We start from the raw sequence: 14,783 nt of genomic DNA on the forward strand, positions 1-14,783 counted from the left end.
GTGCCTGCGCGCGGACGGCCGAGCGTTCCAGGCCGGCGGCCACGTCCTCGTCGGCCCCGCCCGCCGCGTGCGCACGGTGCCAGGCCCGGCGGTCCGGGTCGGCGACGGCGTCGGTCGCCTCCGCCAGCGCGTGGTGCGCGCGCCCGCGCTCGTCCGGGGTGGCGGCCCGGTACACCGCCGAGCGCACCAGCGGGTGGCAGAACCGCACCCGCGCGCCGAACTCGCACAGCCCGGCCGCCACGGCGGGGGCCGCCGCGGCGGTCCCGGCGCCGAGCCGCGCCGCCGCCCGCCAGACCAGGACCGGGTCCCCGACCGGCTCGGCCGCCGCGACCAGCAGCAGCCATCGGGTGTCCGGGGGCAGCGGTTCCAGGCGCCGCAGGAAGCCGTCCTCGCTCCACCGGGGCGGCGCCTGGGCGGTCGGCAGGCCGAAGCCGCCCGCGAGCTCGGCGGGGGTCATGCCGTCCGACAGCTCCAGCAGCGCCAGGGGGTTGCCGTGCGCCTCGGCGACGATCCGGTCCCGCACGTGCCGGTCCAGCGGGCTCGGGATCACCGACCGCAGCAGCGCACGCGCGTCCTCGTCCCGCAGGCCGCCGATCACCAGCTCCGGCAGTCCGGACAGGTGGTGCGTGTCGCCGCGGGCCGCGAACACGCACGCCACCGACTCGGCGGACAGCCGCCGCGCGACGAACGCGAGCACCTGCGCCGAGTCGCCGTCGAGCCACTGCGCGTCCTCGATCACGCACACCAGCGGCCGGTCGCCGGCCACGTCCGCGAGCAGGGTCAGCACGCCCAGGCCCACCAGGAACCGGTCGGCCGGCGGCCCCGCCCTGAGGCCGAACGCGGTGCCCAGCGCGTCGCGCCGCGGCTCCGGCAACCGGCCGAGCCGGTCCAGCATCGGGGCGCAGAGCTGGTGCACCGCCGCGTACGGCAGCTCCATCTCGGACTGCACGCCCGCGGCCCGCGCCACCCGGCACCCCGCGGCCTGCTCGACCAGGTACTCCAGCAGGGCCGTCTTGCCCACGCCGGGCTCCCCGCGCAGCACCAGGGACTGGCTCTCCCCGGCGCGGACCGCCGCCACCAGCCGGTCGAGCCTGTCGCACTCGGCGCGCCGTGGATCGAGCACGGGGACGGCCCTGTGCCGCACGGGACGCGGATCTCGGTACCCCCGTCCGTGGAGGAAGCCAGCCTCGAGTAAGCCGGTCATCGAAGGCCCCTTTCGGACATCGGATCGGCGGCGATGAGCGCTTCGAGGGGCAGCAGCGCCGAACCGGTGGCCACGGCGTCGCCCCCGAACCCGGCGACCAGCAGTTCGAACTGGCCGCCCGGCCTGGACAGGCTGTGTCTCCTGATCGCGGCGGTGATGCGGTCGCCGAGGGACTCCATGAGCCGCAGGCCGACCCAGCCGCCGATGACGATCTTTTCGGGGCCGGTCAGGTTGACCATGCCGCCCAGCGCGGCCCCCAGGCAGTCGATGACGTCCTCGACGATCGCGACCGCGGCCGGGTCCCCCCGATGCGCGGCGGCGATGAGCTCGCCGACGGCCCGCCAGCCGGTGCCCTCGAAGACCGCCCCGGTGTCCCGCCACGCCGACAGGATCGCGTCGGAGCCGAGGTAGGCCTCGACGCATCCCCGGTTGCCGCACCGGCACACCCGGCCGCCGCGCTCGATCACCGTGTGCCCCCACTCCCCGGCGCTGGAGTGGGCGCCGTACGCCACCTGGCCTCCGGTGACGACGCCGAGCCCGACGCCGCGGCCGAGGAGCGCGACCAGGGCGTGGTCCGCGCCGCGGGCGCCGCCGAACCACAGCTCGGCCCTGGCCTGCATCTTGGCGCCGTTTTCCGCGAGGACGGGGATGTCGCCCGCGTCGCACAGGGACGAGACGGGGACGGGCGGCCAGCCGAGGCTCTGGGCGTACAGCATCTGACGTCCCGCCGGGCCGGTCTCGACCAGGCCCGGCAGGCCGAGGCCGATGCCGAGCAGCGTCGGCCAGCGGCCGGCGTTGCGGTCGTGAAGGGCCACCAGCGCCCCGTGGAGGTCGGCGCCGATCCGCTCGGGATCCTCCTCCTTGGCGCCGCCGCGGAACTCGCGGTCGACGCGGTTCATCGCCAGGTCGAACATCATCACCGCGACGCCGCGCTCGCCGATGTCGGCGCCTATCGTGATCGCGCTCTCGGCGCGGGGGCCGATCAGCGTGATGGGGCGGCCTCCGCGCGAGGACACCGACCCGCGCTCCTCGACGAGGCCCGCGGCGATCAGCTCGGCGACGAGGTTGCCCGCCGAGGCCGTGGACAGCCCGCTCTGCCGCGCGATGGCGGCCCGCGTGGTCTCCTGCGCGAGGATCACCTGCTTGAGGACCAGCGCGCGGTTGCGCTGGCGCAGGGTGGTGACCGTGGACACCTCGGGTAGCGAGAGCACGGGCCGGCCGCCTCCGTTTTCGGCGCTCATGGTTCCTCGTCTCAGTCGGTGACGGTCACGTTGAGGGCCCGCAGCCGCGCGGTCCTGGTCGCGTGGGCGACCAGCCGGCCTTCCTGCCAGGAGATCTGGAACGCGTCCGGCTCGTCGGAGTCCGCGTGCCAGGCGGCGGGGTGGCCTTCGAGGGGAAAGTGCAGTTCCTCCCCGGCGCGCACGGTCACCGGCATCAGTTCCGTCTCCGCGTACGGCCGGCCCGAGGAGCGGTCCCACACGTCTGCATGGTCGTACCTGGCGAAACGGTCGCGGAACGCCGGGGCCTCGTCGATGAACCCCCACCCGGGGATGCGCAGCGGGGCGCGGCCGAACATGGCGTTGACGATCTCCGGGCGCTCCCGGCAGGCCCGCAGCGCGACGGAGTCGAGGAAGTCCTGGAGGATGCTCCAGGCCAGATCGGGGTCCACCTTCGCGTGCGGGTCGGCGATCAGCTCCCAGCCGCCGGGACGGACGGCGGAGACGGGGGAGGTGAGGGTGTCGAGCTTCTTCCACGGCCAGAAGTTCCAGCCGATCTCGTACTGCTCGTACAGCCGGTGCGCCGCGTAGATCCATTCGGGGGTGTTCTCCCCGCCTTCCCCCATGTAGATGGGCAGGCCGAGGCGGTCCCGGACGTCGAGGTACTCCTGCACGCTGGACCGGTCGGGCGGGCACCAGTAGCGGTGGAACTGCAACGCGGAGTTGGGGTCGAAGACGTCGGTGAAGATGGACCAGTTCGTCGCCCAGTGCGAGCCCTCGTAGATGATCAGGTGGGACGGGTCGATCGCCCGGATCGCGGCGGTCAGGTCGCGGTAGAGGGAGACCAGCTCGGCGGAGTAGACGTGCTGCCACTCGTTCGGCAACGGCTCGTTCAGCAGGTCGTAGCCGAGCACCACGGTGCTGTCCTTGTACCGCCGGGCGATCTCCTCCCACAGGTGGATCGTCAGCCGCCGGTTGCGGTCGTCCATGAACAGCTCGGGCCTGCCGTTGGGGGAGTCGTCGATGTTGGTGCCCGTCTGCCCGCCCGGCGCGCCGTGCATGTCCAGCAGCACCCACAGGCCGTGGGCCTCGCACCAGCGCAGCAGGTCGTCGATGTGCGCGAAGCCGCCGAGGAAGGCGCCGTCCTCACCGACGAGGTCCCGGGAGTTGAGCGGGAGCCTGACGTGGTCGAAGCCGAGGCGCGCGATGGCGGCGACGTCGTCCTCGGCGATGTAGCCGGCGCGGAACCGGGCCCAGAACTCGGCGGCCCGGCGGGGGCCGACGAGGGACTCCACGCGCCGCTCGATCTGGCGGGCCGAGCTCATCTCGTCACCGAACTTCCACATGTAGCCCTCGGCGAGCAGCCAGTTCCCGAGGCCGACGCCGCGCAGCAGCAGTGGGGAACCCGAGCCGTCGACGAGCCGGGGGCCGTTGGCACGGACGAAGCCGGTGAAGCGATTGGACATGAAACTTCCTTGCTTTCTCGATGCGCTTACCTGAGGCCGGACAGGGTGAATCCCTGCACGATGTGACGCTGGAAGACGACGAAGACGATCAGGACGGGGACCACCATGAGGGTCGCCCCGGCCATCTGGAGCGACGGGCTGGTCGCGATCTGCCGGTTCAGCAGCGACACCCCGACCGACAGGGTGTAGAGCCGCTCGTCGTCGGCGATGATCAGCGGCCAGAGGAAGCTGTTCCAGGCGCCGATGAAGGTCAGGACGATCTGGACGGCCAGCACCGGCCTGGACAGCGGCAGGACGATCCGCCAGAAGATGCGCGGCTCGCCGGCGCCGTCGATGCGGGCGGCCTCGATCATCTCGGTGGGGACGGCGGACATGAACTGCCGGAACAGGAAGACGCCGAACCCCGACACCAGCCCCGGGAGCGCGACGCCGGCCAGGGTGCCGGTCAGCCCCACGCCGTTGAGGATGAGATAGGTGGGGATCATGGTCACCTGCACCGGGATCATCATCGTCGCGAGTACCAGGAAGAACATGGGGCCGCGCCCCCGGAAGCGGAACTTGGCGAACCCGTACCCGGCCATCGCCATGAGAAGCACCCCCACCATGCTGATCAGCACGACCACGACCGTGTTGACCAGGTAGCGGCCGAAGTCCATCTCCCCGAACAACCGCGCGAAGTTCTCGAACGTGGGTGCCCGCGGGAGCAGCCGGGGCGGGTGGGCGACCGACTCGGAGCGCGGCTTCACCGAGCCGGAGACCATCCAGAGGAACGGGAACGCCGTCACCAGGGCCCCGGCGCACAGGACGGCGGCGGTGACCACGGTCAGGCTGCGGGGGCTAGCGATCCGCATCGGACCTCCGCGCGCGCAGCTGGACGAGGGTCACGCCGGCGATGATCAGGAAGAGCACCAGGGTCCCGGCGGCGGCGTAGCCGAACTGGCTCGCGGAGAACCCCTTCTGGTACAGGAACAGGGAGATGCTCGTCGACTCGCCGAGCGGCCCGCCCTTGGTGAGCACGAAGGGCTCGTCGAAGAACTGCAACCAGGCGATGACCGTGGTGACCACGACGAACAGGAACGCGAACCGCAGCAGCGGGACGACGATCGAGATGATCTTGCGCGGCCCGGAGGCGCCGTCGAGCTCCGCGGCCTCCAGGTACTCCCGGGGGATCCCCTTCAGCGCGGCGAGGAAGATGATGATGTTCAGTCCCGTGCCGCGCCAGACGGCGACGAGCGCGACGGAGAACTTCACCAGGACGGGGTCGCTCAGCCACCGCGCCGGCGGCAGCCCCGCGAGGGACAGCAGGTGGTTGAGCAGGCCGAACTGCGTGTTGAGCAGGTAGCCCCACACCAGCGAGACCGCGACGATCGCGGTGACGGCCGGGGCGAAGTAGAACGCCCGCAGCGCGCGGAACAGGCGGTTCTCGCTCCGGTGGAGCAGGAGCGCGGCCCCGAACGAGACGGCGACGACGGTGGGCACGCCGAGCAGCGCGAAGATCGCGGTGTTGGTGAGGGCCTGCCAGAAGCCGGGGTCGGCGAACAGCCCGCGGTAGTTGGCGAGGCCCACGAATTCGATCCTGGACCAGTCGGCCAGGCCCGCCAGGTTCATGTCGGTGACGCTGGCCGGCAGGGCGACCAGGATCGGGAGCACTCCGAAGGCCAGCAGCAGGACCATCGCCGGGGCGATGAAGCCGTAGGGGGCGAACGTCTGTTTCACGGTGGCTCCGCGTGGTTCGCCGGTCAATGGACGGACGTTCCGCCGGTCGCCGAGTACAGGCCTCGGAGAGCGGTGTCGCGGTCCGCGCCGGTCAGGACGATGGAGTTCAGGGTGTCCAGGAGCACCTTCCCGGTGTCGCCGTCCCAGTTGGGCACCGGCGGCAGCGGCCGTGCGTCGCGCAGCTGCTCGGCGTACACCGAGACGAGCGGGTCGGAGGTGAGCCGCGGGTCGCTCAGCGCGGCCTTCGTCGCCGGCAGCTGGCCGTCGAGCTCGTACCAGGTCAGCTGCGTCCGCGGCCGGGAGAGGTAGTCGAGGAGCCGCAGGGCGCCGTCCTCGTCGTCGGTGGACCCCCACACGCCGAGGTTCGAGCCGGCCAGCAGTGAGGTGTGCGCGGCGCCGCCGGGGATCGGGGCGACCGACCAGGCGCCGTCCAGCTGCGGCGCGGCCGAGGTGATCGCGGCGGCCAGGTAGGGGCCGGAGACCAGCATGGGGGTCGCGCCGGAGACGAAGCCCTGGAGCTGGTCGAAGTCGGCGTCGGCCGGCACGCTCCCGTCGGCGTACAGGCCGGTGTAGATGTCGACGGCCCGGTGGAACGCGGGGGTGTCGAAGTCGAGCTCCCCGCCGTCGCCGACGATCGCGCCGCCCTCGGTCCAGGTCATGATGACGGGAAGAGCGCTGTCCCACTGCGGGATGTGGTAGCCGTACCGGCCCTCGCCCCGGCCGGCGAGGGTCTTGGCGTACGCGCGGACCTCGTCCCAGGTCACCGGGGGCCCGGTGATGCCCGCCTCGGCGAGGATGTCGGTCCGGTAGAACAGCACGCGGGTGTCGCTGACCCACGGGACGCTCACCCGGGCGCCGCCGGCGGCGGCGACGCCGTCCAGGAAACCTGCCGCGGCCAGGGCCGGGCGGTCCTTCAGCGTCTGGTCGTCGAGCGTGAGCAGGGCCCCGGAGTCGGCGAAGGCGCGCAGCTTCGACAGGCCGATCTGCAGGACGTCGGGCCCGTCGCCGGACGCCACGGCGGTGGTGAACTTCTGGTCGACCGAGTCCCACGGGATGGCGACGGTGTCGACCCCGATGCCGGTCTGGTCGGTGAACGGCTTGACGAGGCGCTGGAAGTGGGCGGAGCCGTCGCCCATGATCCAGACGGTCAGCTCCCTGGCGCCGCCGGCGTTCCCGGCGGGCGCCGTGCCGGAGCAGGCGACGAGCGAAAGCAGGCTCACGGCCACGAGGGGCGCGGCGAGCGCCAGTCGAGGTCTTCGCATCGAGGTGGTCCCTCTCAGGCTGTGGAGAGTTCGTGACCCGTTGATAATCGGCTTAGCCCAAGCTATAGACAAAGTAGGCCGTGCGGGCGACCATCGCAACTGTCGAACTTCGAGGAGGTCCAGATGAATCGCCGATGGACGGCCGCCGCCCTCACGACCCTGCTCGCCGCCGCGACCCTGGTGGCCATGGCTCAGCCCGCGGCCGCCGCCCTCGGCCCGGCCGACTTTCTCAAGGTCAGCGGCTCGGTGCTGAAGAAGGACTCCGGCCTCGGGGCGACGACCGGCCTGCGCGGGACCAACCTCGGCGGCTGGCTCACCCAGGAGGACTGGATGTCACCCCTCGGGGAGTTCGCGGCCGACAGGACCGGCTGGGCGGTCACCGCCTCGCCGGGGCACCCCACCTACGGGGAGGACGCCGCTCGGGCGATCGACGGTGACGGCACCACCCGGTGGACCACCGGGTCCGCCATGAACGGCGGCGAGTGGCTGAGCGTGGACCTCGGCGCGCTGTCACGCTTCAACAGGGTCGCCTTCGACCACACCGAGTTCACGGGCGGGGACTTCCCCCGCTACTTCGTGGTCGAGGTGTCCGGCGACGGCACGGCGTGGAGGCACGCGTACGACGGCCCGGGGAGCGACGCCGCCACGGTCACGACCGCCCGCTTCACCCCGGTGATCGCCCGGCACGTCCGTGTCCGGCAGACCGGCGCCGCCGCGTACTGGTGGTCGGTCGGCGAGTTCAACGTGTTCAACGACAAGGAGTCGTTCGATCCCACGCAGTGGACCGCGTCGGCGTCGCACGGCTCCACCCCCGCCGGCATGATCGACGAGCACGTCGCGAGCCGGTGGACCACCGAGACCGGCCAGGCGCCAGGCCAGTGGGTCCAGCTCGACCTGGGCGCGCGCATGACGATCAACAACGTCACGCTCGACTCGGAGAAGAACACGACCTCCGAGGACGACTACCCCCGCGGCTACACCGTCCTGCTGTCCGGCGACCAGTCGAACTGGACGCAGGTCGCCTCCGGCGCCGGGAGGTTCAAGGCCACGAACATCAACTTCCCGCCCGCGAGCGCTCGGTTCGTGCGGGTGGTGCAGACCGGTACCAGCTTCCGGTGGTGGTCGATCGGCACGATGTCGGTCGGGCTCAACGGCGACGACTACGACCTCCAGCTCACCATGGACGACCGCTTCGGCCGCGCCGTCGCGCGGACGATCCGCGACGCGCACGAGGACACCTGGATCACCGCGGCCGACCTGGACGACATCGCGGCGATGGGCCTGAACTTCGTCCGCCTGCCGATGGGCTGGACCACGTTCCTCAACCTCGACGGCACCTGGAAGGCCGACCCGTGGGGCAAGATCGACTGGCTGGTGGAGGAGCTCGCGGACCGCGGCCTGTACACCCTGCTCGACCTGCACACCGTGCCCGGCGGCGGCTGTCCGTGGGGCAGTTGCGGGCGCGCCGGGGTGAGCCCCAACGAGTTCTGGGCCAACGCGGAGTACCAGACCTGGGTCGAGGACATCTGGGAGGCCGTCGCCACCCGCTACGCCGGCGACCCCGCCGTCGCCGGGTACGGCCTGATCAACGAGCCGCTCGTCGACGAGAACGAGGACGCCGACGACGTCGCGAAGAAGAGCGCCTACTACGACAGGCTCTACGACGCCGTCCGCGCCGTCGACGCCGACCACGTCATCTTCCTCGGCGCGTTCTTCGACCACGCCCACATCACCCCGCCGTCGCTCCACGGCTGGACCAACGTGGTCTACGAGCTCCACCCGTACGACATGGACCACCCCACGCAGTGGGAGTTCCAGAACCAGCTGGTGTCCGACAAGCTGAACGACCTGACCGGCCTGCTGGCCTCCCCGGGCGTCCCGGTCCTGTACGGCGAGTACTCCCTGTACTACTTCGACGACGTGTGGGCGCGATGGATGGCCGGCCTCAACGCCCGGCAGCAGTCCTGGTCGAACTGGACCTACAAGACCAAGGGGACCGACGCCGACTCCCAGGGCTACTGGGGCTTCCACTACAACCGCCCCGCCCCCGTCCCGGTGATCAACTCCGACGACGCCGCCACCTTCGTGCGCAAGCTCCAGCGCTTCGGCACCGGCACCTTCACCCGGAACGACCGCCTGGCGGCGACCGTCGCCAAGTACGCCGGCGGCCTGTCCACGTTCGCCCCCGTCCCCATCAGCACGACGGGCTGGAACGCCAGCGCGTCGTCGACCGGTCCGCACACCGGGACCGTGCAGGGCGCCTACGACGGCAACGGTTCCACGCGCTGGGACACCGGCGCGGCCCAGACCCCGGGCCAGTGGTACCGCGTCGACCTCGGTGCGCCGCGGACGATCGCCCAGGTGACCGTGCAGACGCCGGGCAACGCCCTCGGCGACTACCCGCGCGGCTACCGGCTGGAGTTCTCCATGAACGACACCACCTGGACGACGGTCGCCACCGGGATCGGCTTCGGCTGGAAGCGGCCGATCACCGTCACCCCGCAGACCGCCCGGTACGTCAGGATCACCCAGACCGGTTCCACCGGCTACTGGTGGTCCATCGACGAGATCACGATGTACTCCTCCTACTGACCCGCGCCGCCCGCCGGACGGCCGAAAAGGAGATCACCGCCTCCCTCGCCGGGAGGCGGTGATCTCCTTGTGTGCCGCCGCTATCCGAGTGCCGCCTCGCGGATGAGGTCCACGAGGGTGTCCGGCAGCAGGACGGCGACCGTGTGCGACCCGCCCGCCAGTTCCACGGTCCGCCGGGAGCCGGCGCGGCCGGCCATGAAGCGGTGCGCGGCGGCGGGGATGTTCCTGTCCTCGGAGCCGAACAGGAACCACGAGGGGATCGCCTTCCAGGCGGGCTCGCCCGACGGCTCGTTGAGCGCCGACTCCACGATCGGGCGCTGCGTCGCGGCCATGACCGCGGCCTCCGCGGCCGGGGAGTCGGCCGCGAACTGCTCGTGGTACCGGTCCTGCCGGATGTAGAGGTCGGTGCCGCCGTCGGGCAGCTTGACGGCGGCGAGCGTCTCGCCGAGCGTGCCGCCCTCGTAGCGGCCGGCGAGCCACGCGGCGCTCTCGCCCGCCTCCGGCGCGAAGCCGCCGACGAAGACGAGGGCCTTGACGGCGGGGTTGCCGGTCGCGCCGTTGGTGATGACGAAGCCGCCGTACGAGTGGCCGACGAGGACGATGTCCCCTTCGATCCCGGCCAGGACACCGCGGAGGTAGTCGGCGTCGTACTCGACGCCGCGCAGCGGGTTGGCGACCGCGAGCACCGGGTAGCCGTCGGCGAGCAGCCCGGCGATGACGCCGTTCCAGCTCGACGACTCGGCGAACGCCCCGTGCACCAGCACGATGGTGGGTCGGCCCGCGGCCGTCGTGGTGACGGTCATGTCCTGCTCCTTGTCGTCGCGTCAGGGTGTGTCATGCGGGCAGGCTAGGAAAAAGGCGGACGCGGTCGCATCCGTATCACCCGGGGTGCGCGTCCCGGGGCCGGGACCGGTCTCGCGGGAACGGGGACGGCGTCTACACGTGGGAAGCCGGGCCCAGGATCCGGGTGAGCCAGTCGCCACGGGTCCGGCGGGCCGCCGCGGAGATCCGCGCCTCGGGGTACAGGGCGTCGAAGGCGTGGAAGCCTCCCGCCCAGACATGGAGCTCCGCCTGGCCGCCGGCCGCCCAGATCCGGGTGGCGTAGTCGACGTCCTCGTCGCGGAAGACCTCGGCCGTGCCCGCGTCGATGTAGGTGGTCGGCAGGCCCGACAGGTCGTCCGCCAGTGCGGGGGAGACGTACGCGGAGACGTCCTCGGCGCCCGGATCGCCGATGACCGACCGCCAGCCGAACTCGTTCATCTCGCGGGTCCAGACCCCCGGGCCGCCGGAGTACTGGCGGCTGGAGGTGGTGACGTTGCGGTGGTCGAGCATGGGGCAGATCAGCACCTGGGCGGCGATCGCGGGGGTGCCGCGGTCGCGTGCCATCAGGGTCACCCCGGCGGCGAGACCGCCCCCGGCGCTGGCGCCCGCGACGACGACGCGGGCGGGGTCGATGCCCAGCTCGGCGGCGTGCTCGACGGTCCAGAGCAGGCCCTGGTAGCAGTCCTCGGCGAGGGTGGTGCCGGTGACCTCCGGGGCCAGCCGGTAGTCCACCGAGACCACGACGGCACCGAGCAGGTCGAGCCACTCCAGCGGGATGTCGATGTTGGAGAAGCGGTCACCCATGACCATCCCGCCGCCGTGGATCCAGAAGACGCACGGGGCCGCCGCGGCCCGGCCGGCCGGGCTGAAGATCGACAGGGGGATCGGCGTGCCGTCCGGGGCGGGGACGGTGACCTCGCGCCGGTCGGCCGCGCGGCCTTCGAGGAGGGGCTCGACCGGCGTCGTCGGGAGCTGCCGCATCTGGGCGAGAACCTCGGGGCCGAGCTCCGACATGAGCGGCATCTCCGCGAGGAGCGCGCTCAGCTCGGGGTCGAGATCGGGGCGTGCGAGAGTCATCGGGGTTTCCTTTCCGCGGGGGTTCGGTGTGGTGGGCGGCTGTTCTCAGAAGGCGGCCTTGCCGCCGACCGGCACCTCGTCGAGGTACCGGGACTCACCGGTGAGCAGCGCCTGGACCTTCGCGACCAGCGCCTGCGCCTCCTCGGTGGCGAAGAACGCGCCGTGGGCCTCTTCGCTGGTCCAGCCCTCGGTGACGTGGACGACGTCGCGGTCGGCGGCCGAGCGGCCGACCAGGAAGACGACGCAGTCCGGGTGCGGCAGGGACGGGGCGCCGAGCAGGAGCTCGACCAGCTCGTCGCCCGTTCCGGGCCGCGCGGTCATGGTGGCGTGGAAACCGTGGCCGACGCTCATGGGGGACTCCTTCGTTCTTGGGGCCTTCGTGTGGCTCCGGAGATCTCGATGAGTCCATTAAAGCGCTCTGACCTGCTAAAACGTTAGAACGATGCTCCTGGGTACTTGCCTGATCCTATCATTGCCTGGAGTATCGGGTTCGTGCTTCAATCGGGGCATGGACCTCGGTGAACTGCGCGACCTGCTGATGCGCCATGCCCGGCCCGACGCGACCACCGCCATCGACGGCGTCCTGGTCTCCAGGGTCGAGCGGGCCGCTCCGCCGTCGCCGGCGATGTCGGGCACGGTGATGGCGCTCATCGCGCAGGGTGCCAAACGCATCGCGCTGGGCGACCGCGTGTACGAGTACCGCGCCGGGCAGTACCTCGTCGCCTCGGTCGACATGCCGATCACCGGCCACTTCACCGAGGCCGCCCCGGAGCGCCCGGCGATCGGCTTCGGCCTGATCCTGCACCCGGCCACCGTCGCCGAGCTGCTGCTCCAGGCGGCCCCCGGCGACCTCCCGCCCGCCGGGAGCGGCGCGCCGTCCGGCATGGCGGTCAGCGACGCCCCCGGCGCGCTCGTCGACGCGGTGGTCAGGCTGCTGCGCCTGCTCGACCAGCCGCGCGACATGGCGGTGCTGGCGCCGCTGATCAAGCGGGAGATCCTGTGGCGGCTCATCACCGGCGAACAGGGCGCCGTCGTCCGCCAGCTGGGCCTCGCCGACAGCAGCCTCACCCACATCGCGCGGGCCGTCCGGTGGATCCGCGACCACTACGCGCAGCCCTTCCGCGTGGAGGACGTGGCCCAGCTGTCCGGCATGAGCGTGTCCGCCTTCTACCGCAACTTCCAGGCCGTCACCGCGATGAGCCCCATCCAGTTCCAGAAGCAGATCCGCCTCCAGGAGGCCCGCCTGCTGCTCGCCACCCACCCGGGCGACGTCACCGGCGTCGGCCACCGCGTCGGCTACGACAGCCCGTCGCAGTTCAGCCGCGAGTACCGCCGCCAGTTCGGCGCCCCGCCCAGCCAGGACGCCGCCCGCCTGCGCGGCTCGGCGCCCGGCACCGCGCCGGCCCTGGTGTGAGGGACCGGCCCGCACGTCAGGGGAACTGCCAGCCGACCAGGTTCCACTGCCACAGGAACCACGCCAGCGCCGACAGTCCCGCGAGCACGGTCACCTGGTGGACCCGGGCGGCGACGCCTCCACTTCGCCAGGCCACGACCGTGCACACCGCCGCCGCGCCGGCCATCGGGAGGACCACGAGCGGCATCAGGAGCAGGGCGCGGAAGCCCGCCGGCGCGCCGTAGACGAATTCGCCGGTGTCGCCGAACAGCTGGATCGCCAGGAGCACCAGGAAGGCCAGACCCAGGGCGGCGGCTCCGGCGGCCAGCGCGCGGGCCGTCCGCCACGTGGCCGAGACGGTGACGGGACGCCGCGACAGGCGGCGGCGCAGTGCCGCCGCGGGGACGGCGAGGGCGCCGAGGGCCGTGACGGCGAACACCAGCAGGACCGGCAGGTTGAAGAGCGGGGTCTGCCAGAAGGGGATCAGCTGGTAGGTGGATCCCCGGTCGACGGCCACGTAGCGATGGCCGCTCGGACCGGCGAGGGACGCGAGGTGTTCGACGCCGCCTTTCCGGTCGTACAGGCCGCCGTTCCGGGGGACCCAGTCCTTGCCTTCGAAGTGGACGGTGCCGTCGCCGGCCACGGTCAGCCGCAGCGAGCCGAGCAGGACGAGGATCTTCTCGATCGTCGACTCGTTGTGCCGGGTCCGCGCGTAGAAGCCGGGCCGCGGCGGGGTGCTGGTCAGCGGGAAGGACGAACGCGGCGCCTGGAGGGATTCCGGGGTCGCGGGGGGCGGGGTGAACCGGTCGAAGAACGCGCTGATCAGGCCCAGCGTGCCGGCGCCGCCGGTGGCGTTGGCCGACAGGAACAGCCCGAGACGGCAGTCCGGCACCAGCATCAGGACGCTGGAGAATCCCTCCCAGCCGCCGTCGTGCATCAGTACGCGGTGGCCGTTGAAGGTGCGGTCCATGAACCCGTGCGCGTACCCGCCCAGGCGGGGATCGGCGGTGAACGAGCGCTGGTGCATGAGGGCGACGGTCGCGGGGGAGAGGACGGCGCGGTCCCCGGAACGCCCGCCGTTCAGGTGGGCGATCATGAAGTTGGCCATGTCGGCGGCCGTGGCGCTGATCGACCCGTCCGGCGGCATGAGGTCGAAGACGAAGGGGACCGGGCGCGGGGGAGCGGCGTCGCTGTCGTAACTGCGGGCGAGGCCGGGCGCCAGGGGCGCGGGCACCGGTTCGGTCGCGGTGCTGTGCGTCATGCCCAGCGGGTCCAGCAGATGCCGCCGGACGTAGCGGTCGTAGGGCTCGCCGGTGACCTCGGCGACGATGTGGCCGGCGAGCGCCGCGCCGTAGTTGGAGTAGGCGGAGACCTCGCCGGGCGGCCGGATCCGGGCCGGGACGTGCCGCGCGAGGTACTCGCCGAGCGGCGGCACGTCGGCGGAGGCGCGTGCCCCGGTGCCGACGACCTGGTCCTCGAACCCGGCGGTGTGGTTCATCAGGGTCCGCAGGGTCACCGGCTCCGCGTAGGTCGCGGGGATCTCGAACCCTTTCAGGTACCGGTTCACGTCGGCGTCCAGGTCGAGCCGCCCGGCCTCGACCTGCTGCATCACCGCCGTCCACGTGAACAGCTTGGTGATCGAGGCGATCCTGACCAGCGAGCGTGAGGGGTCGAACGCGACTCCGCGCGCCACGTCGGCCAGACCGTACCCCTTGGCGAACACGGTGCGATCACCGGACACCACCGACACCACCGCCCCCGGCACGTGATCCTTTTTCAGGCTGCCCGGAACCACACCGTCGAAGAAGCCCGCCAGCGCGGCGGAGGCGGGCGCGGGACACGCGGCCGAGGTGGCCGAGGCCACGGGCGTGGTGGCCGCGGGCGTGGTGGCCGTGGTGGCCGAGGCAGCGGGCGCGGCGAGGACGGGCAGGGCGGTGGCGCCGAGCAGGAGGGCGAAGGCCGCTCGCGTGGTCAGGCGGGACAGGCAGGTACGCATGGACGGCTCCGGCGGTTTCCGCTGAGAGGGACGCCGTT

The 14,783-nt window shown here is 72.1% G+C and carries 12 protein-coding genes; 2 read left to right on the plus strand and 10 right to left on the minus strand.

The annotated features are described in order from the left end of the window. The 6 genes from ACFP1K_RS23435 to ACFP1K_RS23460 form a co-directional block, all read right to left on the minus strand. A partial coding sequence (locus tag ACFP1K_RS23435; protein WP_380756862.1) for an AAA family ATPase occupies positions 1-1,204 on the minus strand: 1,204 nt, incomplete at its 3' end. Continuing rightward, complete coding sequence (locus tag ACFP1K_RS23440) at positions 1,201-2,445, minus strand: ROK family protein (RefSeq protein WP_380756864.1); 1,245 nt, start codon at positions 2,443-2,445, stop codon at positions 1,201-1,203. The genes ACFP1K_RS23440 and ACFP1K_RS23435, both read right to left, overlap by 4 nt. Positions 2,446-2,456: 11 nt before the next feature. Then, positions 2,457-3,887 carry a glycoside hydrolase family 5 protein gene (locus tag ACFP1K_RS23445; RefSeq protein ID WP_380756866.1) on the minus strand — a complete coding sequence of 477 codons (1,431 nt, stop codon included), beginning with the start codon at positions 3,885-3,887 and terminating at the stop codon, positions 2,457-2,459. Between the two features lie 26 nt (positions 3,888-3,913). Continuing rightward, positions 3,914-4,738 carry a carbohydrate ABC transporter permease gene (locus ACFP1K_RS23450; RefSeq protein ID WP_380756868.1) on the minus strand — a complete coding sequence of 275 codons (825 nt, stop codon included), beginning with the start codon at positions 4,736-4,738 and terminating at the stop codon, positions 3,914-3,916. Next, on the minus strand, positions 4,725-5,603 hold the full coding sequence (locus tag ACFP1K_RS23455; protein ID WP_380756871.1) for a carbohydrate ABC transporter permease: 879 nt from the start codon (positions 5,601-5,603) through the stop codon (positions 4,725-4,727). The genes ACFP1K_RS23450 and ACFP1K_RS23455 overlap by 14 nt, the downstream gene beginning before the upstream one ends. Before the next feature lie 23 nt (positions 5,604-5,626). After that, positions 5,627-6,865 carry an extracellular solute-binding protein gene (locus tag ACFP1K_RS23460; protein WP_380756873.1) on the minus strand — a complete coding sequence of 413 codons (1,239 nt, stop codon included), beginning with the start codon at positions 6,863-6,865 and terminating at the stop codon, positions 5,627-5,629. Between the two features lie 123 nt (positions 6,866-6,988). Here ACFP1K_RS23460 and ACFP1K_RS23465 point away from each other — a divergent pair, with 123 nt between their 5' ends. Continuing rightward, entirely contained in the window at positions 6,989-9,457 is a 2,469-nt protein-coding gene (locus ACFP1K_RS23465; RefSeq protein WP_380756875.1) for a discoidin domain-containing protein, read from the plus strand. 80 nt (positions 9,458-9,537) lie between these two features. Here ACFP1K_RS23465 and ACFP1K_RS23470 read toward each other — a convergent pair whose 3' ends face one another. The 3 genes from ACFP1K_RS23470 to ACFP1K_RS23480 all read right to left on the minus strand — a co-directional run bounded on the left by ACFP1K_RS23470 (position 9,538) and on the right by ACFP1K_RS23480 (position 11,707). Then, a complete protein-coding gene (locus ACFP1K_RS23470; protein WP_380756877.1) occupies positions 9,538-10,260 on the minus strand; it encodes an alpha/beta fold hydrolase in 723 nt (240 codons plus the stop codon). A gap of 133 nt (positions 10,261-10,393) precedes the next feature. Next, complete coding sequence (locus ACFP1K_RS23475; protein ID WP_380756879.1) at positions 10,394-11,356, minus strand: alpha/beta hydrolase; 963 nt, start codon at positions 11,354-11,356, stop codon at positions 10,394-10,396. A 45-nt stretch (positions 11,357-11,401) separates the two neighbouring features. Continuing rightward, positions 11,402-11,707, minus strand: a complete 306-nt coding sequence (locus ACFP1K_RS23480; RefSeq protein ID WP_380756881.1) for a putative quinol monooxygenase — start codon at positions 11,705-11,707, stop codon at positions 11,402-11,404. Between the two features lie 157 nt (positions 11,708-11,864). Here ACFP1K_RS23480 and ACFP1K_RS23485 point away from each other — a divergent pair, with 157 nt between their 5' ends. Then, complete coding sequence (locus ACFP1K_RS23485) at positions 11,865-12,770, plus strand: AraC family transcriptional regulator (RefSeq protein WP_380756882.1); 906 nt, start codon at positions 11,865-11,867, stop codon at positions 12,768-12,770. Between the two features lie 16 nt (positions 12,771-12,786). On the opposite strand, the gene ACFP1K_RS23490 is transcribed toward ACFP1K_RS23485, so the two are convergent. Beyond that, positions 12,787-14,745, minus strand: coding sequence for a serine hydrolase domain-containing protein (locus ACFP1K_RS23490; RefSeq protein ID WP_380756884.1), 1,959 nt, complete (start codon positions 14,743-14,745; stop codon positions 12,787-12,789). Between the last annotated feature and the right edge of the window lie 38 nt (positions 14,746-14,783).

It is taken from the genome of Sphaerisporangium aureirubrum (genome assembly GCF_042658925.1).
In the GTDB taxonomy this organism is placed as follows: domain Bacteria; phylum Actinomycetota; class Actinomycetes; order Streptosporangiales; family Streptosporangiaceae; genus Sphaerisporangium; species Sphaerisporangium aureirubrum.